Origin of the sequence: Evansella halocellulosilytica (genome assembly GCF_002335745.1) — a bacterium.
GTDB lineage: Bacteria > Bacillota > Bacilli > Bacillales > Salisediminibacteriaceae > Bacillus_CA > Bacillus_CA halocellulosilytica.
The window spans coordinates 835,941-855,099 of the sequence record NZ_NIST01000001.1; the positions used below are offsets into that span (position 1 = coordinate 835,941).

General features: G+C 39.9%; 16 protein-coding genes and 2 pseudogenes. 15 read left to right on the plus strand and 3 right to left on the minus strand.

All coding sequences use genetic code 11. The features are described 5' to 3' along the window. The first annotated feature begins 21 nt into the window (after nucleotides 1-21). From CD001_RS03865 to CD001_RS03910, 10 genes are all read left to right on the plus strand, one after another. Nucleotides 22-705, plus strand: coding sequence for a TVP38/TMEM64 family protein (locus CD001_RS03865; protein ID WP_096186277.1), 684 nt, complete (start codon nucleotides 22-24; stop codon nucleotides 703-705). Between the two features lie 59 nt (nucleotides 706-764). Further along, nucleotides 765-1,292 (plus strand): thiol-disulfide oxidoreductase ResA, encoded by a 528-nt coding sequence (resA, locus tag CD001_RS03870; RefSeq protein ID WP_078593147.1) that lies wholly within the window; start codon nucleotides 765-767, stop codon nucleotides 1,290-1,292. Between the two features lie 11 nt (nucleotides 1,293-1,303). Further along, a complete protein-coding gene (locus CD001_RS03875) occupies nucleotides 1,304-2,014 on the plus strand; it encodes a cytochrome c biogenesis CcdA family protein (RefSeq protein WP_096186278.1) in 711 nt (236 codons plus the stop codon). Between the two features lie 176 nt (nucleotides 2,015-2,190). After that, nucleotides 2,191-2,577 carry a cupredoxin domain-containing protein gene (locus tag CD001_RS03880; RefSeq protein WP_078593145.1) on the plus strand — a complete coding sequence of 129 codons (387 nt, stop codon included), beginning with the start codon at nucleotides 2,191-2,193 and terminating at the stop codon, nucleotides 2,575-2,577. A 339-nt stretch (nucleotides 2,578-2,916) separates the two neighbouring features. Then, nucleotides 2,917-3,285 carry an AbrB/MazE/SpoVT family DNA-binding domain-containing protein gene (locus CD001_RS26245; protein WP_078593143.1) on the plus strand — a complete coding sequence of 123 codons (369 nt, stop codon included), beginning with the start codon at nucleotides 2,917-2,919 and terminating at the stop codon, nucleotides 3,283-3,285. Nucleotides 3,286-3,400: 115 nt separating this feature from the next. Then, nucleotides 3,401-4,693 carry a cytochrome b family protein gene (locus CD001_RS03890; RefSeq protein ID WP_096190477.1) on the plus strand — a complete coding sequence of 431 codons (1,293 nt, stop codon included), beginning with the start codon at nucleotides 3,401-3,403 and terminating at the stop codon, nucleotides 4,691-4,693. 342 nt (nucleotides 4,694-5,035) lie between these two features. Further along, nucleotides 5,036-6,010, plus strand: a complete 975-nt coding sequence (locus tag CD001_RS03895; RefSeq protein WP_096186279.1) for a C40 family peptidase — start codon at nucleotides 5,036-5,038, stop codon at nucleotides 6,008-6,010. Nucleotides 6,011-6,311: 301 nt separating this feature from the next. Beyond that, complete coding sequence (locus CD001_RS03900; RefSeq protein WP_078593141.1) at nucleotides 6,312-6,524, plus strand: heavy-metal-associated domain-containing protein; 213 nt, start codon at nucleotides 6,312-6,314, stop codon at nucleotides 6,522-6,524. 44 nt (nucleotides 6,525-6,568) lie between these two features. Then, nucleotides 6,569-6,727, plus strand: a complete 159-nt coding sequence (locus CD001_RS27215; protein ID WP_078593140.1) for a DUF2933 domain-containing protein — start codon at nucleotides 6,569-6,571, stop codon at nucleotides 6,725-6,727. Between the two features lie 269 nt (nucleotides 6,728-6,996). Then, nucleotides 6,997-7,623 carry an NAD(P)/FAD-dependent oxidoreductase gene (locus CD001_RS03910; protein WP_096186280.1) on the plus strand — a complete coding sequence of 209 codons (627 nt, stop codon included), beginning with the start codon at nucleotides 6,997-6,999 and terminating at the stop codon, nucleotides 7,621-7,623. 52 nt (nucleotides 7,624-7,675) lie between these two features. On the opposite strand, the gene CD001_RS03915 is transcribed toward CD001_RS03910, so the two are convergent. Continuing rightward, entirely contained in the window at nucleotides 7,676-8,641 is a 966-nt protein-coding gene (locus tag CD001_RS03915; protein ID WP_078593138.1) for a plastocyanin/azurin family copper-binding protein, read from the minus strand. Nucleotides 8,642-8,970: 329 nt separating this feature from the next. Here CD001_RS03915 and CD001_RS03920 point away from each other — a divergent pair, with 329 nt between their 5' ends. After that, on the plus strand, nucleotides 8,971-10,617 hold the full coding sequence (locus CD001_RS03920) for a multicopper oxidase family protein (RefSeq protein WP_078593137.1): 1,647 nt from the start codon (nucleotides 8,971-8,973) through the stop codon (nucleotides 10,615-10,617). Between the two features lie 209 nt (nucleotides 10,618-10,826). Continuing rightward, nucleotides 10,827-13,286, plus strand: a complete 2,460-nt coding sequence (locus CD001_RS03925) for a heavy metal translocating P-type ATPase (RefSeq protein ID WP_096186281.1) — start codon at nucleotides 10,827-10,829, stop codon at nucleotides 13,284-13,286. A gap of 614 nt (nucleotides 13,287-13,900) precedes the next feature. Here the strand turns inward: CD001_RS03925 and CD001_RS03930 are convergent. Beyond that, nucleotides 13,901-14,086, minus strand: coding sequence for a hypothetical protein (locus CD001_RS03930; RefSeq protein ID WP_096186282.1), 186 nt, complete (start codon nucleotides 14,084-14,086; stop codon nucleotides 13,901-13,903). A 162-nt stretch (nucleotides 14,087-14,248) separates the two neighbouring features. Next, complete coding sequence (locus CD001_RS03935) at nucleotides 14,249-16,366, minus strand: copper-translocating P-type ATPase (protein ID WP_096186283.1); 2,118 nt, start codon at nucleotides 16,364-16,366, stop codon at nucleotides 14,249-14,251. 415 nt (nucleotides 16,367-16,781) lie between these two features. On the opposite strand from CD001_RS03935, the pseudogene CD001_RS03940 reads away from it, so the two are divergent. From CD001_RS03940 to CD001_RS03950, 3 genes and pseudogenes are all read left to right on the plus strand, one after another. After that, nucleotides 16,782-17,064: pseudogene (locus CD001_RS03940) on the plus strand (metal-sensitive transcriptional regulator). Nucleotides 17,065-17,336: 272 nt separating this feature from the next. Further along, nucleotides 17,337-17,492 (plus strand): annotated as a pseudogene (locus CD001_RS03945) (heavy-metal-associated domain-containing protein); the annotation flags it as partial. A 278-nt stretch (nucleotides 17,493-17,770) separates the two neighbouring features. Then, entirely contained in the window at nucleotides 17,771-18,979 is a 1,209-nt protein-coding gene (locus CD001_RS03950; protein WP_096186284.1) for an IS110 family RNA-guided transposase, read from the plus strand. Nucleotides 18,980-19,159 lie beyond the last annotated feature (180 nt).

The window sequence follows — 19,159 nt, forward strand, 5'->3', positions numbered from 1 at the left end:
CAAGGTTTGAAAAGGAGAACAATGTTGAAGCTACTTATTTTGGCAGCAGTTATTTTGTTTATAGCGTTAGGACTTGTAACACAGCAAGAATGGATTGGATACTTTAAAACCGGAGATTGGGCTTCCTTGGCAGAGGAAATGGGCAATCAGAGAGGTACAATATTAGTTATCACCTTTGTTTTTATGCTCATGCAGAATATTTTTTCTTTAACTCCATTCCTGCTGCTTACTATGTTTAATATTTGGTTGTTTGGCTTTTCTTATGGCTATCTATGGAGTTTAACAGGTAACTTTTTAGGATCGGTTCTGGTATTTTATCTGGCAAGGTACGGGTTTCAAAACTGGGCTGAAAAATACAATCATCTGGAGTTTAAACGTAAGGTTGAAAAAAACGGATTTAAGGTAGTCCTTTTTCTTAGGCTTTTTCCATTTATGCCGGCAAGCATTGTTAATATAGGCAGCGGGTTAGGCAAAATAAGTGCTAGAGATTACATTTTTGCAACCTTTATTGGGAACACAGTATTCGTGTTTATCCTTTCATTGTTTTCGGCAGGAGTGATTGCTCTGCAACATCAATACACTCTTTATATATTTATTTCTCTATTTCTATTGGCTGTTTTTATAGTAAATATAAAAAAGAGAAAGTCCAACTTACAGGGAAGGGAAGAGAATAAGTACGAACGAAAGAGTAGAAAACTTAAATAATATAATGATAGCTTTTAAAATGGGTACATAACCCTTTCAGCAAACATGGAGGGAAAGATATGAGGAAAAGATTAATTTACAGAACAGCCATCCTCAGTATAATGGCTCTTGTTATTGGTTATACAATATTTTCCAGCATTTCCGAAGAGCGAGGTCTTGTAGATAAAGGGGATGTCGCACCTGACTTTATTCTGGAGGATATGAATGGGAATATTGTCCATTTGGAAGAAATGCGGGGAAAAGGTATTTACTTAACGTTCTGGGCAACTTACTGCAGTTTCTGCCGGGATAAGATGGAATATTTAGTCGAACATTATCAGGACTATAAAGAAAAGGGCGTGGAAATAGTAGGTGTGAATGTGGACGAGGCTACAATTCAGGTAGAGCGTTTCCTTGAACGGCGCCCTGTACCATATACTACTGCTATAGACCGAGGTCTTCTTGTAGGTAATGCGTACGGTGTCACTGCGCTGCCGTATACTTTGCTGATTAATGAGAATGGAGCAGTTATTGAGAGGACAGTAGGTGGAAAAACAGAAGAACAGGTTCTGGAGGCCCTTGAAATGTTAGTTCCTGATTCGTTTTAAAGGAGAATTAAATGGATAACTTAACTATATTTTTTGCATTTGGAGCAGGCGTTTTGTCCTTTGTCTCTCCCTGTAACATTCCTTTATATCCTGCTTTCATCTCCTACATAACAGGGTTGTCGCAGGAGGAACTAAAGAATAAGAAATATAAGGCATCACCAAGCGCAATGATTCATACGTTTATTTTTATTTTAGGCTTTTCCACTATTTTTATTGCTCTGGGCATGTCTACGTCCTTTTTGGGGCAGTTTTTTATAAGGTACAGTGATCTTATCAGGCAGCTCGGGGCGATTTTTATTATATTATTTGGACTTTTTATAGCAGGGTGGTTTAAACCAGGATTTTTGATGAAGACCCGTCAGTATCAGTTTTCAAAAAGGCCAGGTGGTTTTCTGGGTTCTTATGCTATTGGACTGGCATTTGCAGCGGGGTGGACTCCTTGTATTGGTCCGATACTTGCCTCAGTAATTTCTCTCAGTCTTAGTAATCCCGGTTCTGGGATGGTATACATGGGAGTTTTTAGTATAGGATTCTCTATCCCCTTTTTTTTAATGGCCTTTTTCATAGGAAAATTGAATTGGATAAAAAAATATATGAACGTTGTCATGAAATCAGGCGGAATTATAATGGTTATTTTTGGTGTAATGCTGTATTTCGATCTGCTGACACTTATTACTTCCTTCCTTGTAAATAATGTTTTTGACGGGTTTATGGGATTTTAATGCTTCTCATAAAACTAAATTTGAACACTTTTTGAACAAACTCTATTCTTCACAATTTCAATTATTGGCGTAATTATAATATGGGTTAGGTGGGGCTGGAAAGAAGGTGGTAGAAACTATTCAGGCCTTTCATTTAATCAAATGATTTAAAAAATATTATTATGGAGGTTTTATTAATGAAGAAAAGGATTATTACTATCATTTCCATGGGTTTAGTATTACTGCTTGCTGCTTGTGGGGGAGAAGAAGATATAAATTCAACAGATATTCAAACAGGCAATGCAGGTAATAGTGAAGCTAACTCCGTATCAGAGACAGTGGATCTGAAAGCGGATAACTGGGATTTTGATCAGGACACTTATGTGGTATCGGCTGGCGAAGTTACAATAAATCTTAGCAACGAAGAAGGATACCATGGAATAGCCGTAGAGGGAACTGATATAGAAATCGAAGGTGACGGGTCTGCTACTGCATCCCTTGAACCTGGGGAGTACACGATTTATTGTAATATACCGTGTGGTGAGGGCCACGATGATATGGTAGCAACTTTGATCGTGGAATAAGAAGAATAGAAGGAACAGTGCTTAAGTTTGGAGCATTGTTCCTTTTTTATTGGCTTAATTACGCATGCTAAGTTTTTTAAAGTGAGAAACTTCATACTTTTATCATATGTTGCCTGTATAGTGAAATTCGTACTTGGAACCTGGAAGAGGGTTAAATGAAAATATAATTATTTATAAATCTGTCAGAGAAATGGGAGAGAAGGATATGAACCCAAAATACGTATTACCGTTTTATTTACTTTTCATTGCTGGAATGGTGTTTTTAGTATTTAAATTCTTATAAATCTTAAGTTAAACCTTATTATTCCTGTACTAAAGTATGTTAAGGAGGAAAAAGCAGTGCAAAAAGCCAAATATAGCATTTCTGTTCAAATTAATAAACTAATTGGCCTGGAAATAAAATGTATCGTTTCCCGGAATTTTACGATGACTTTGCCGAAAAAAATAAGACAGGAATGCGGTCTTTCTGTAGGTGACTTAGTTAATGTTGGTTTTTCTGAGGAGGGAAGAGGATTAATAATTAGTAAACCTGCAGCTCTTGAGGATTCGGTTGACAACAAAGTTATTATCGGTCAAAAAAACAGAATTATTATACCAGCTGAATTAAGAAAAAACTTACAGATTAAAAAAGGAGACAGTTTCACTGTATATCAGATGACCTGCAAGAATGCTTTTTTTCTGAGAAAAGAAGACGATTATGGTAATTAGCCGAGTAATGTATGTACGTTTCTGTAATTCCAGCAGATAAGAAGGGTCTATTTTTTATGTTGTTGACCAACCAGGGGAAAAGTATCGGAAGGAAGCTTCTTAAATGGAGGTTAAAATGGCACATGAGAATAAAAATACAAGAAAAACTTTACTTCGCCATCTTATTGTAGGAGTATTTTCTGCTTTTTTGGTCTACTTGTTTTACCTTTCCTATTCAGCATGGGGGGTTCAACCTGCATTATGGCCTGACTGGGGAGCTGACCATCCCTTCTGGCGTGCCTGGGCTCATGCCGCTTTTGTTCTTTTATTTCTCGCACTTATACTATCTCCCATGGCTATTCTCTGGGAGTCCGTGAAGCGTTTTAGGTCATGGCGGAGAGAGCTAGGCATATGGTTTGCTGTTCTGTCTTTTGGACATGGCTATGCTATCTGGGACCGCTGGGCGAGGTGGGATATAGCGACACTGTTCGGGTTTGAATATTTTGAAGAGGCAGGTAGTTATGTCCTGCTTAGGCCGGAAGTCGGTATTATGAATATGATGGGGCTGGTGATGGCACCGATGATCACCCTGCTTGCTGTAACTTCCTTTGACAGAGCTGTAAAGATTCTCGGTCCCTCCTCGTGGAAATGGCTGCATGGGTCACTTATTCATGTGATTTTCTATATTGTTATGCTTCGCGGTGTACTTTATCTGTTCTATTTCTTTCAGGTTACTCCTCCGGACTGGAGGGTGTACCCTCCAATATGGTTCTTATTTGTCTTTCTCTGGATGGGTATTATTGTTGTCCTACTACAGTCCGCGGCTTTCGCTAAAATTGTACTTCGACGAATTAATCGGAAACAAAAGGCAGGTATCCTTAAGAATTCAGCTGTAGTCGTTACAGCTATCATGTATATCATGCCTATGGTTCTGTTGACGGGAATAGTTGCCTATTTCGACAGCAGAGCATTAAAAGAACCTCCTTTTGCAGCTGAACAGGAACATGTGGTGCCCGAAGATTCTGCAGAATCCTTTGAGATGATTCTTCATTCTGATGGGCGGGATATCTACTTTTGGGCCGATAATCTCGATAGTGAACCTTACTTTCGCCAAATGATGGAGATGGATGGTGAAACGATTTTAGATGAGATATACCGATACAGCGAGCGGACCTTGTATGTGGGGGAACTTGACGATAATTCTGAGATTGTCTGGTCCGCCATCGAAAATATAGCGCCTGAGGATATCGGAATTTTAGAAATTTCAAACGGACCAGGGGTTTGGGTAGCGCAATATGGGCCAGGAGAGCATCAAATTCAGCTGGCCGAAGGAGAGCTGCAGGTCACTATTATCAGTGAAGGTGAAGCTATCTCAGAAGAAGTGTTTGAAATTCCTCCAGAAGTTGAACTGGATTCCGGAGGACGCTGATGTGCTTCAGAATAAAATGGCATGTCTTGAAAAAATAACATATGCACTAATTAAAGGAAGTATAATGCAGCCTCTATTCATGCATTGTACTTCTTTATGTATTTCCCCTAAAGAGAGAGAGGAAGTAAAAAAGAGTAACTGTCGAACAATGTCAAGGGAGAAAAATATTTCGATATAATTGCAAAATTTACATAACCTTTATCGTTTATTAACTAATTGACTACTATAGAGTTTACACAGAAATAATCTTATAAAATAGTAGTAGGTTAGCACTAGGAAAAAGCATGCTTTTAATATGAGAAAGTAATAAAAAATTAATAGATAAAGAGGGAGAGTTTAAAAATGAAAAAAACTGTTTTGAGTGTTGTTTTAGCGGGTACATTATTGGCTTTGCCTGAAGTGACTGATGCTGCTTTAGGAGACCAGACATTACGGGAGGGGATGAGGCACAGCGATGTGGTGGAACTTCAGGAAGCACTGCGGGAAAAAGGACATTTTACCTTTCATACTTCCACTGGATTTTTCGGTTCCATCACAGCAGATGCAGTACGATCGTTCCAGCGGAGTGCCGATATAACCGTTGATGGTATTGTGGGACCACAAACAGTAGGCGCGCTTGGGGCAGGCAGCAGTACGTCAAAGGTACAAACAAGCAGCCAGAATTCATCATCAGCAAGTGACTTTTCGCGAACGTTAAGAGTCGGGGACCGGGGAAATGATGTTGTTTCTCTTCAGGAAGCATTAAGAGAAAAAGGGCATTTTACCTTCCACACATCAACAGGGTATTATGGTTCCATTACAGCTGACGCAGTACGTTCATTTCAAAGAAGTGCCGGAATTTCTGTAGACGGTATAGCAGGTCCGCAGACATTCGGAGCCTTAAGAGGAAGTGGCGGCAATGCTCAGACATCAAGCCGAACTACTTCAATTTCTTCTGGACAAGCTTCCTCATCCAGATCATATGATGTTGAGAAGCTTATAAGAGATGCAAGAAATTTACTCGGTACTCCGTACGTATGGGGAGGTACCACCCCTTCAGGTATGGACAGCAGCGGGTTTATCACCTATGTATTCAGACAAAACGGGGTTTCTCTTCCAAGAACCCACAGTCAGTATTACCCGTTAGGAACTACTGTTCAGACTCCACAAAGAGGAGATGTCGTATTTTTTGAAACCTATAAAGCAGGTCCATCGCATGCTGGAATATATTTAGGAGACGGAACATTCATCCATAATAGCTCATCTCAGGGAGTAACCATTACGAGAATGGATAATTCTTATTGGAGCCCCCGTTATATTGGAGCTAAAAGATATTAATTTTAAATGTGGAGTTAATTTGCAGACGCGAGATGAAGATTAACAACAGACAACTTAAAAATAACTAAAAAAGGAGGGGAACACCTCCTTTTTATTGTGCGTTTGTTTGATTCAAAACCACGCTTTGCCGTATACAAACCTATACTTAATCCATTATTTGGAAGTTGACTCATTGATTTTATTAATTTGTTAACATTCTGTGTACTTTGCGCTGATCGGCCATCCTACATACTTTCTTCAGATATTGCTGCTATATTCAAATTAGGAACGTTAGCTGAAAAAGACGAGAGGTGAGATAAATATGAGTACGATTCACATCAGGGTTAAAGGTATGAGCTGTGGACATTGTGCTTCCTCAATAGAAGGTGGATTAATGAAGCTTGAAGGTGTGATGAGGGCAAACGTTGATTTAGCTGGTAAAGAGGTAACTGTTGACTATGAAGAGGGAGTAATTCACGTGGAAACACTGAGTAGAAAAATTAAAGACCTGGGGTATGAGATAGTTAGTCCCTAAACAGGCTGAGCACCAGTTTATTACAAAGAAAATGGGGGATTATCATGGGAGGCTCTAAACGTTTTTTAGTTTACTGCATAGGTATAATCCTGGTTGTAGGAATATTGTACTTTGTCATTGCCGGCAGTTTAAGCCCGATATTATTGATATTACTTATCTGCCCATTGTTACATTTGTTTATGCACCGAGGACATTCGCATTAAATACCGTGGATTCCTTGTTAAAATAATACCATTATCCTGTTTTAGAGTCCTGCTGTTAAAGCAGCTAATTTCCACAAAATAGCTGGTGAGAATAACCCGTTCATTAAAAGCTGCAATAGGTGAAAAAAGAACTTGCGAATTATCTTTAGTTCGCAAAGTTCTTTTTAAATTATTCAGTAATGGTGCAGCAGACGTGTGTTGAATACCTAGCGGGGGTATAGTAAGATGAGCGGAAGAACAAATAAATACTAAGAAATTGGAGGGAGAATATGAACAGTCCAAAAATGGTGCCATTAGCAGTAAACGGGGGTATAGGATTTGGCGCTAAATTGACTCCTCAACAGCTGATAACCCTCGGATCATATTTAAAAGAGGATACGGAAGTGGAATTAACAACTTTCCAGCAGCTGATTATAAAGGTTGAAGAAGAGAAAGTTGAAAATACAGTGGAAGAATTAAAAAAAGCCGGATTCTCAGTCTACAAGGTCGGAAATGTTGTGAAAAGCCTGCGAACGTGTAATTTCTGTAAAGGAGCAGAAGTTGAAGGAATGCCTGTTGCGAAGGAACTTAATGATAGAATCGCAGGACAGGAAGTCCCTTTTACTCTGCGTCCGGCGTATACCGGATGTCCTAACGCCTGCGGTGAGCCATTAATAAATGACATCGGAGTTATTAAAAGGGACGAACATTATGAATTATACATTGGAGGAAAAGCTGTGGGAGAAGACGCTCAAACAGGCGTCCTTTTAAAAGATGGCCTTGAACCGGAGGAGTTATATGAGCTGGTGGATAATGTACTGGAAGTGTACAGGAAGAATGGGAGAAAGCGTGAAAGAATGGCGAAATTTGTATCAAGGTATGGCTTTGATAAGATTAAGCAAGAGTTAGAAATATAATACAAGACAAGGAACAACCAGCCTGGTGGCTGGTTGTTCTCATTCAATCAAATTAATTTACTTTAATTTTACCAGACATGCCAGCTTCCCTGTGGCCAGGAAGAGTACAAAAGAATTCGTATACCCCTTCTTTTAAAGGAATGAAGCTGATTGAAGCCGTACTTTGGGGCTGAGCGTGGAGATGTAGTAGTGAATTATTATCTAAACCAGGGTTGTGATGTTCAGCGTTAACATGCTCTGGTTCCTTCAGCAATTTAAAAGGAAAATAACGTACTTCTAAATCATGTTCCACATTATCGTGGTTAATAAGCTGTAACTCTACAGACTGGGCTTTATCTATTTCGAGGATTTCAGGATTATAACTTAACCCTGGGATAACCACCTTGACAATATGATTTGTTTGTTTCCCAGCTCTGTGTCCATCCTCCTCATCATTCTGGCTTTGTTCGTTATGGCCAGAATCCCCTCCGAGGACCATGCCTTTATCGTCATTGGAAACATCAATTAAACCCACACCTATAAATACTAAGAGAAACAAGCAGAAGGTTAGTACAGGCTTTAACATCCAGCTGGTAGTAACCGGCCGTTCTTTAGAAGAATTACTATGTAAGAGGATTAAAATGATAAAAGTGGAGCAGGCAGTGATCAGGAGAAGAACTTTGACAAGTAAAATTCCTTCAGCGCCTGAAACCATAACTCCAAGCATGGCACCCATCATGCCACCCATTAACCCAGCTAATAGTCCATCAAGTATGGCTAAGGGCCCTTTCGGCAGGCCGGCAAAAATTCCTGTGGTCATCCCAATGAACATAGAAAGAATAGTAGCTAACATTAAATCATTCTGATAAAGAACTCCAAACAGAACCCCTGTTGTTAATCCAACACCCATACCAATTATCATAGCCCCCATCATACCAGTCATTGCTGGTATAACTTTTCTATTAGAATAAGATATAAAAAAGGAAGCGGCAACCAACACCCCCAGGATAATTGAAATAACGAAAATAAAAAGTGTCAAATTTATCCCCCCTTTCTATAACAAGAATATGTAAAAGAAGGACTGACCATGACTAAATGATTTTAACAAAATCAATAAGCTTGTACGATAAGGGTGAAATGTTTCTTTAGAAAATGAGTATTGGTGTCTTTATTAGAAAGCAGATAAAAGGTAATAAAAGATGCTGCTCTTTTTCAGAGACTTTGGAAATTATCCTTACATGTCTGCTAAATCACCTTTCATCCAAATATTACAACTTTTTGAACTCCATAGTTACTTCATTGTTTCTTCATAAGCAGGGTTCATAATGTACTTAGATTTCCACTATTAAGATAAGGAGAGGTATAGTTATGAATAAAAAGAAAGCATTTATTACTGCTGGATTGGCTTTAGGATTATTTACAGCCGGATGTTCAGCTGAAACAGCGGAGGAGACTGCCGGAGAAAATCAGCCGGATCAGGAGAATAATAATAACCAGGAAGAACAAATGGAAGGATCGGAACAAGTCTTCAATCTTGAAGTTCAGGAAACGGAGTGGTCCTATAATGAAGACCTTGTAAGAAATGCCTGGACTTATAACGGCACTTTGCCAGGGGAGGAAATAAGAGTCAGTGAAGGGGACACAGTAGTATTAAATGTTAAAAACTCCCTTGATATACCGACTGCTATACACTTGCATGGTTTCCCTGTTCCCAATGAAATGGATGGGGTGCCAGGGGTCACACAAAACGCTATTATGCCAGGTGAGGAATTTACTTATGAATATGAAGCAGATGTACCGGGTACATACTGGTATCATTCCCATCAGGATGGGGCGACCCAGGTTGGCGAAGGGCTTTACGGAGTCTTTATTGTAGAGCCTGCAGAGGAGGAAAACTACGATACAGACGAAACAATAGTGATTCATGAAATTTCCTCGATGGATATGGATGACATGGACCATGGGAATATGGATCACGGTAATATGAACGAAGAAGACATGAATGGGATGGACCATGGAGATATGGATCACGATAATATCAACGAAGAAGACATGAATGGTATAGACCATGGAGATATGGATCACGATAATATGAACGAAGAAGACATGAATGGCATGGACCACGGGGATATGGATATGGACGACTTAAGCCATACAGAAATGATGAACCTGATGTACGATACGATGATTATTAATGGAAAAACTTCACCTGAGATTGAAGCAATCAACGTTGAAGAAGGAAATAAAGTTAAATTAAGATTTTTGAACGCAGGGCTGTTTACACAAGTTGTAGAGATACCAGGCCATTCTTTTAAAGTTACCCATTACGATGGACAGCCGGTGAATGAACCGGAATGGATAAGTGAAATGGCATTCCGCATCGCGCCGGCAGAACGTTACGAAGTGGAAATTGAAATGGATAACCCTGGTGCGTGGGGGATTGAAGTATATGCTGAGGAAAATAAGGAAGGGCTTAATACAGTAATTCCGGTAATTTATGAAGGACATGAAGAGGAAGAAGTACAGCTTGGCGGTAGTTTCACAAACTTCTTTGACTTTACGGTATATGGAGAAAAACTTAACACGGACATTGGCGAGCCAACTAAGGAATTTGATATGCTTCTTGGGACAGATGACGGCGGAGAAACATTTACCATTAACGGAAAGCAGTTCCCGGACCATGAAATTTATGAAGTAGAAGAAGGGGATGTCGTAAAGTTTACCATCACCAATGATACGGATGATGACCACCCAATGCATTTACATGGCGAATTTTTCACTGTGACCGCAAAGGATGGCAATCCTGTCGAAGGCTCTCCAATTGTAAAAGATACGTTAAATGTGCGACCAGGAGAGGAGTATGAAATTGTCTTTAAAGCTGAAAATTCGGGGAACTGGCTGTTTCACTGCCACGAGTTTCACCATGCCAGCGGAGGTATGGTGGCTGAAATAAAGTATAAAGATTATGAACCTTTTTTCACTCCAGACCCTGATATTCCAAATAAACCAGAATAACCTAAAACGGAAAACTGGAATAATACGAACGGCTGCCTGTAATCAGGCAGTCTTCTTTCACTCTTTTTCAAGGAAGAAAAATGCTGATTTTATAAGTTCATGAAATATACACTATTTAATTTTACATACCCTGTGGGGGTATAGTATAATGAAGTCAGTAAATACAAAGATATTCAGTTGATAAATGACACGAAAAGGAGGGGTATAAGATGGAATCAAATAAACAGATTTTTTCGGTAAAGGGAATGACCTGCGCTTCCTGCGTAAGAAGGGTAGAGAAAGGGATTGAAAAAGTGGATGGCGTACGGTCTGTCAATGTGAACCTGGCGGCCAACCAGGCACAGGTGGAGTATGATCCTTCAGCCACTAATAAGGATGAGATTGTTGAGGCCATCAGCAACACCGGCTACGAGGCGAAAGTACAGAATGATGATTCAGCGAATAAATATCTTTTTTCTGTTAAAGGAATGACTTGTGCTTCCTGTGTGAATAGGGTCGAAAAAGCAATTCAGAAAGTGGAAGGGACAGAAAGCGTGAACGTAAACTTAGCCGCAAACCAGGCGCAGGTGAAAGGAAACAGCACCCTTGACCCTCAGGCGGTTATAGACAGGATAAAAAAGATTGGCTACGATGCATCGATAATGGAAGAAAGCGGGCCGGACGACCAGGAAGACGAACAGGAAAAGGAAACGGCAAAATTGAAAAAAGACTTTACTTTCAGTGCGGTTGTGACAAGTATCGTCCTGATTGGCAGTATCCCCCATATGATGCCTGGCTGGGGAGAATGGGTGCCGGATTTTCTTGCCAACCCGTACTTCCTGCTTCTGCTCACTTCGTACGTGCAGCTCGTACCAGGCTGGCGCTTTTATAAGAGCAGCTACAAAGTCCTGAAAAACAAATCAGCAGATATGAACGTCCTTGTGGCAATGGGTACTACTTCCGCATGGGTATACAGCGGGGCATTGACATTGTTTCCGGAAACGCTGACAACGATGGGATTCCCGTACCAGCTGTATTATGATGTAACGACGGTAATTACTACCCTTATTCTTTTAGGGCGCTACTTTGAAGCGAAAGCGAAAGGTCAGACATCCGGAGCAATTAAGAAGCTGATGAGCCTGCAGGCAAAAACAGCGCGGGTTGTCCGTGACAATACGGAAATGGATATTCCAATAGACCAGGTGAAAGAAGGCGACGAAATTATTGTAAGGCCTGGAGAAAGGATTCCGGTAGACGGTGTCGTTCTTAAAGGAAAGTCATCTGTAGATGAATCAATGCTTACCGGAGAGTCTATACCTGTAGAAAAAACCGCTGACGATGAGGTCATCGGATCTACGATTAATAAAACGGGAAGCTTTACTTTTAAGGCAACAAAGGTAGGAAAAGAAACAGCTTTAGCGCAGATTATCAGGATGGTTAACGAAGCACAGGGCTCAAAAGCTCCGATTCAGAGAATCGTGGACGTAATATCGGCTTACTTTGTTCCTGCAGTAGTAATAATTGCCTTAATCGCTGCAGTAGTATGGTACTTTATCGGACCAGACCCGGCTCTTATTTTTTCATTAACCACCTTTATCGCAGTTCTGATCATCGCCTGCCCGTGTGCTTTAGGACTGGCGACACCGACAGCGATTATGGTCGGTACGGAAAAAGGCGCGGAGAACGGAGTATTAATAAAAGATGCTGAAAGCCTTGAGAAAGCACACAAAACAAATATTGTGGTCCTTGATAAAACAGGGACAATAACAGAAGGAAAGCCGCAGCTGACAGATGTCAATGTGCTGTCCGGCTGGAAGGAAGAAGAACTGTTAAGAATAGCGGCTTCGGTTGAAACCGTATCCGAGCATCCACTTGGAGAAGCGATCGTCCAGGCTGCAAAAGACAGAAACCTTTCACTAAGCGAGCCAGGGGAATTTAATTCCGTAACAGGACAGGGCATTAAAGCGATAGTTGAGGATAAAGAAGTATTGATTGGCAACATGAAACTGATGAAGGAAAACGGCATTGAGAATTTGGAAGCTGTACGTCAGGCAGATCAGCTCGCTGATGATGGGAAAACACCGATGTATATCGCCATAGACGGCGAATGTGCAGGGGTAATCGCTGTTGCCGATACAGTTAAGAAGGACTCTGTTAGAGCTATTAAGGAAATGAAGAAGATGGGGCTGGAGGTTGTAATGCTCACTGGCGACCACTATAAAACAGCGGCGGCGATTGCGAGGGAAACCGGTGTCGACCGTTTTATAGCTGAAGTAATGCCGGAAGATAAAGCGAATGAAATTAAACAACTTCAGGAAGAAGGAAATATTGTCGCGATGGTTGGCGACGGAATTAACGATGCCCCGGCTCTGGCGCAGGCTGACGTTGGTATTGCGATTGGAACAGGGACAGATGTGGCGATGGAAACCGCCAATATTACGTTAATGCGCGGCGATATTATGAGTGTGGTTACCGCACTTCGCTTGTCCAAATCAACGATGAGGATGATCTGGCAGAACCTTGGCTGGGCGTTTGGCTACAATATTGTGTTGATTCCTGTGGCAGCAGGCATGCTCTACCCGTTCTTCGGGATTCTGCTAAATCCGATGCTTGCCGGAGCAGCGATGGCCTTTAGTTCTGTGTCGGTAGTATTAAATACGCTGCGCTTAAGAAGATTTAAAACAATTTAATTTTGCTCTGCGATTTTTTAAAGGAATGTTCAGATGCTGAACATTCCTTTTTACTGCTGAGCCTACAGTGTATAGGAAAGAAATGAGGGCTAGAATAACGGGGAATATTGGGGCAGAGAATGAAACTCTATGACTCTATTATTTTCATACAAAATTAAGGACCGGTCTCCTTGTTGTTGGTTGAGTCCTCTTAATTTCATTTTTTTTGATTTTGTTACTGTGTACTTATAAATAGGAGATAGAATGCAAATGTAATCATATTTTAACTTCTATATGGTGGGACCTTAGTTACTTTGTACAGTACAGCATTTTCATTTGGAAATATTATCTTACTAAAGCCGAGGTAATGAGAATAAAATAATTTCTCATGAACAAGGCATAAGCAGTAACATTTTTCGCAGGTTCATTTTAGAAGTATCTATGAAGCTTGACGACAAAGTGTACTGACAAGCTATACGGTTGACAAGGAAGTAATTGAAACAATTTCATGTCTAGCTAAGACAAAGAAGACAGCCATAAGGCTATCTTCTGGAAATCAGTTCTCTACACCTCTCCCATCAGCCTCTATCCTGGTCAGTCCTTGCTTCGTACATCAACCTGCTGAAATCATCGCTTCAGTTTTTTCCGTGGCAGTTGTTATACATTGTTTCCAATTCTTCTTCAGACATATCAGGATGCATATTCTGCATAAAAGGGAGCATTTCCTGAAAACTTGAAAAGTTGTCGCTGTGTGCTGCAACTGTTGTTCCGATTCCTGCTACAAGCGTCAAAGACAACAACCCTGTTAAAAGTTTTTTCATTTCTATCAGCTCCTTATATTTTATTCACTTTCATTTTATCTCTTGAGTTTGTGGAAACCGTGAAGATGGTTTGAAGATATTGTGACTAAAAGCAGGCAGAAGGAGGTTATTTCAAAACACAATGGCCAAAAGAACCAGGTGGGTCCTTTTGGCCATTTAGTGCTAAATCCTCAAAAGTTTAGCGTTAATCGCTACAATAATCGTACTTAATGACATCAACACAGCTCCAGCAGCAGGAGTCAGGAGTACACCCATTGTATAGAGTACTCCGGCTGCCAAAGGAATAGCCACTATATTGTATCCAGTAGCCCACCAGAGATTTTGTACCATTTTTCTGTATGTGGCCTTTGAGAGCTCTAAGAGAGAGACAACATCTTCAGGATCACTCTTAACTAATATTGCATCCGCTGTTTCAATAGCCACATCCGTTCCGGCTCCAACTGCAATTCCTAAATCGGCAGTTGCCAGAGCTGGGGCGTCATTTACTCCATCACCTGTCATAGCAACTCGAAACCCTTGTTTTTGTATTTCCTTAATTTTGTCTGCCTTTTCGTGGGGGAGGACTTCCGCATATACCTGGTCCAGTTCCAGCTGTTCTGCTACCCAATTTGCTACTTGCTGATTGTCCCCCGTAAGCATTATTGATTCAATTCCTTTGCTTTTTAGAGCAGCAATGGCCCTTTTTGAATTTTCCCTTACCTGGTCTGCCAATGCTATCATCGCGGAAAGCTGCCCATCTAACAAAACAAATACAACTGTCTTTCCTTGTTTTGAAAGGTCTTTATATTTATCTGTATTATAGTCAATATTCTTCTCCTGGATATACCCAGGGCTGACTATTTCAATATCAGTACCATCGACTTTGCCTTTAAGCCCCTTTCCAGCCATTGAGGAAAAAGATTCCGGAGAGGTTACAGGGATATTTTTGTTTTTAGCCGCTTCCACTATTCCTCTTGCGATAGGATGTTCTGATTCTGATTCTAAGGAAGCTGCCATGCGAAGAATTTCCTCTTCCTCTCCCCGCTCAACTACAAAGTCCGTTATCCCGAACTCTCCCTTTGTTAACGTTCCTGTCTTATCAAAAACTACTGCATTTATTCTTCTTCCCTCTTCAAAATTTGTACGGTTTCTTATAAGCAACCCCTTTTGAGCAGAAAGTGAAGTAGAAACAGAAACTACAAGGGGGGCAGCCAGTCCTAGGGCATGTGGACAGGCAATAACCATAACGGTGACCATTCGTTCAATGGCAAAGTCTGCGTTAAACCCGAGCAAAAGCCAGATGAGCAAAGTGGTGCCACCAGCCAGTAAAGCTACATAAAACAGGAATTTAGCAGCCCGGTTAGCGAGGTTCTGTGTGCGGGACTTTGACTCCTGTGCTTCTTTTACCATATTAATAACCTGAGAAAGATAGCTTTCTTCCCCGGTTTTTTCAACTTTAACGGTTAAAGAGCCTTCCCCATTAACAGAGCCTCCGATCACCTGATCATCAATATTTTTATTTACAGGAATAGACTCCCCGGTAAGGTTTGATTCATCGATTGCAGAACTCCCTTTTATGATTTGTCCATCCACAGGTACTTTTTCACCAGGTTTGACTAATACATGCTGCCCTGCCTGAATATCAGAAACCGGCACATCTTTCAAGCTCCCATCATTCTGAACAAGGTGGGCTTCAGAAGGCATGTACTTTACCAGTTCTTCCAATGCTTTTGATGCTCCCATAATGGATTTCATTTCAATCCAGTGGCCAAGTAGCATGATCACTATAAGAGTGGATAACTCCCAGTACATCTCGTGTCCGTCTACCCCGAAAACAACTGCCGTGCTGTATACATAAGCCACTGTTATAGCTAAGGCAATTAATGTCATCATTCCGGGAGTTTTTGCTTTAAGTTCGTCAACTACTCCAGTTAGAAATGGCCACCCGCCGTATATATATACTACTGTTGAAATACCGAAGAGCAGATACATATCTCCGTCAAATCTCCAGTCAACGCCCAGAAAACCCTGAATCATAGGAGAGAGTAATAAAATTGGAACCATAAGAATGAGTGACACAAAAAACCTTTTTTTAAAGTCGCTGATATGGCCGTGGTGGCCGCCGTGCTTATCATGGTGGTCATGATTATCATGTCGGTCGTGTTCTTCATGATTATTATAATTGTGATGGTGAGTATGTTCGTTATGCTCACCCGACCTTTGATGGTTAGGCTTATATTTTTTTTCTTGATGTATATCTTCATTTTTGTGTTTATGATTATCGCGTAATTTCTTACTCATAAATAGCACCTCCACATATTAACTCCATAAATACAAAAATACCCTGTATAGGTATTTACCTCGTATTAATTATTATAAACAGGAATTGAAAAAAATATAAAATAGTCCTGTTAAATTATTTAGACTGTTAGAATATCTCAAAAAATCGTACTGAAAATAAAATACTTTTATACTATGCCGATGTATGGTATCAATTATTTTTCAGAAATACAAAGGCAAGCTGTAAATGGTGGAACCGCATTCGGATTTAGATTAAAAAGTAAAGACCGAAATGCTGATTATTTGGAAAGAGTGATAAGATAAGAAGTTATTCTATATATCTTAAGGCATTAGGCTTTGCCCCTTATTCCAATAAAATACTGTATGTGATACGATATTAATAACTTCTTAAGGAACGATATACGAGGGGGCAAAAATGGAAAAAAACAGGAGCACGGTTCAGCCAAATAAGCAACAAATCTTAAACAGGTTAAAGAATTGAAGGCCAGGTAAGAGGTATACATAAAATGGTCGAAGATGACCGGTATTGCGTGGATATTCTAAACCAGATTGCTGCTGTACAGGCTGCAGTAAACAAGGTATCTATCGGTCTTATGGAAGACCATACCCATCATTGTGTAGCAAATGCTATTAAAAACAATGATGGGGAAGTAGCTATTAAAGAGCTCACGGATGTTATGAAAAAAATGGTTAAATAGTATAACTGGAAGGGTCACAGTTGTTTGTTATTCTTTTTTGGTACGTAGGAGGCTGACCATAAACGAACTTACAAACCGGCAGATAACCTTTACTTTTCAGAATTAGAAAACTTATCCCGAAAGTTGTCTGACTGCAATCACGAGTGTTAACCTTGAAATACGGTACAGGGTAATATAAATATACGCCAACTGGTATTATTTTGAGGGAGGTATAACTAATGAAACAGGAATCGATTACAGTAAAAGGAATGTCCTGTTGACATTGTGTTAACACAATTGAGGGGAGTTTAGGTAATCTACAAGGAGTAAAATCGGTTAGAGTACAATTGGATAATGAAAAAGTAATCGTGGAATATGATTCTGAACAGGTTGCATTAAACCAAATTAATGAAGTGATTGAAAAGCAAGGATATGAAGTGAAGTCTTGAGGGACCTTAAAAAAAGTTTTAACACTAAGATTAAACATACTAACATTAGTAGTACAGACCCAGGCCAGGGTTTGTGCTACTATTTTTTTATAGTAGAAGTGAAGTAAGGCCGACCAGCCTCTAGGACCATTTAAGAGTCCGTATTTTAAACCGGCCAACTTCACACCCTTATTTGAATCAGTTTAGTATGTTGGGTCCATAGAGATCGAGTAAAAGAAAGTGGAATCGATAAGGCAATGTGAGGGCTTCTATGATTGGCAAGAGAAGGAGAAATGGATATGAAACATGTACTGGCGTTCGATGTTAGTATGGGGAAAAGTACAATGGTTATCTATAACCACTATAAGAAATGTGAATTTGAAGGCGAAATTTATCATAATAAATCGTCCTTTAAAGCCTTAAATGATAAGATTTGTGAAATGACTAAACTGGATGGTCAAGCACCTGAAATTGTATTTGAAGCATCAGGAGTTTACTCAAGACCATTAGAATACTTCTTTCAAACAGAAGGCTACACCTATCATAGAGTTAGTCCGTTAGAAGCGAATCTACAAACGGCTTCGATGCGCCGTCATAAGACGGATAAAAGTGATGCTCATGAGCTCGCTAAATCCCACTTTCGAATAGAACGTTCAACGACGTACCAGGAAGACAACTATTTTAAACAAATGCGTGCACTAACACGTTATTATGATGAATTAGCTAGTGAAGTAACAAACCTATATAGCCGTATGCATGCTATTTTACAGCTAAGTTTCCCTGAATTAGAGCATCTCCTTTCCAAACGTTCTGCACTCTTTTTAAATATCGTTCAGCTTTACCCACACCCAGAGGAAGTATTGGCATGTTCAAAAACCGTGATACGAAACCGAATAAAAGCAAATACAAAAAAGAATATATCCCTTACACGTGCCGAAGCAAAGGCTCTAGAGCTACTTAACGCAGCAATAGACTCTTATCCAGCAATTTCGAAAGAAGATATTAGATGTGAACAAATACGTGATTATGCCAAACGTATTACAGATTTAAAAGAGAAAAAAGAACAACTTATAAAACAGATGGTTGACCTTTCCAAAGAACGTATCGAGTATCAGGTTTTACTTTCATTTCCAGGGATTGGTGAAGCTACAGCTGTAAGATTAATTGGAGAATTTGGGGATCTACGACGCTTTCAAAGCCACAAACAATTGAATGCATATGTTGGGATTGATATCATGCGTTATCAATCTGGCCATACATTTTATAAAGATAAAATAAATAAACGAGGAAATAACAAGCTACGAAAAATCTTGTACTTTATGATTCAGACAATGATTAAACTTCGTAAGAAGACTAACAATCATATTGTAGAGTACTACGACAAATTAAAAACGCAACCTCAAGGAAAACCCCACAAAGTTGCGTCAATTGCGTGTGTGAATAAGTTTTTGAAAGTGGCATTTCATCTAATTACACACAACATCACCTATAATTACGAAGCAGCATAAAACTGTTCGTAAATAGTTATTTATACTATACCATACATGGCCTTTCGAAAAAATGTAACTCGTCAGGTCTATTTGGTATGCGTAAATTAATTTTGAGTGGGAGGGGTACCCCTCCCACTCAAAATTAATTCCATCTAACATAAACAAAAAAGAAAAAATCACTTGACTGTAGGTAAGAAA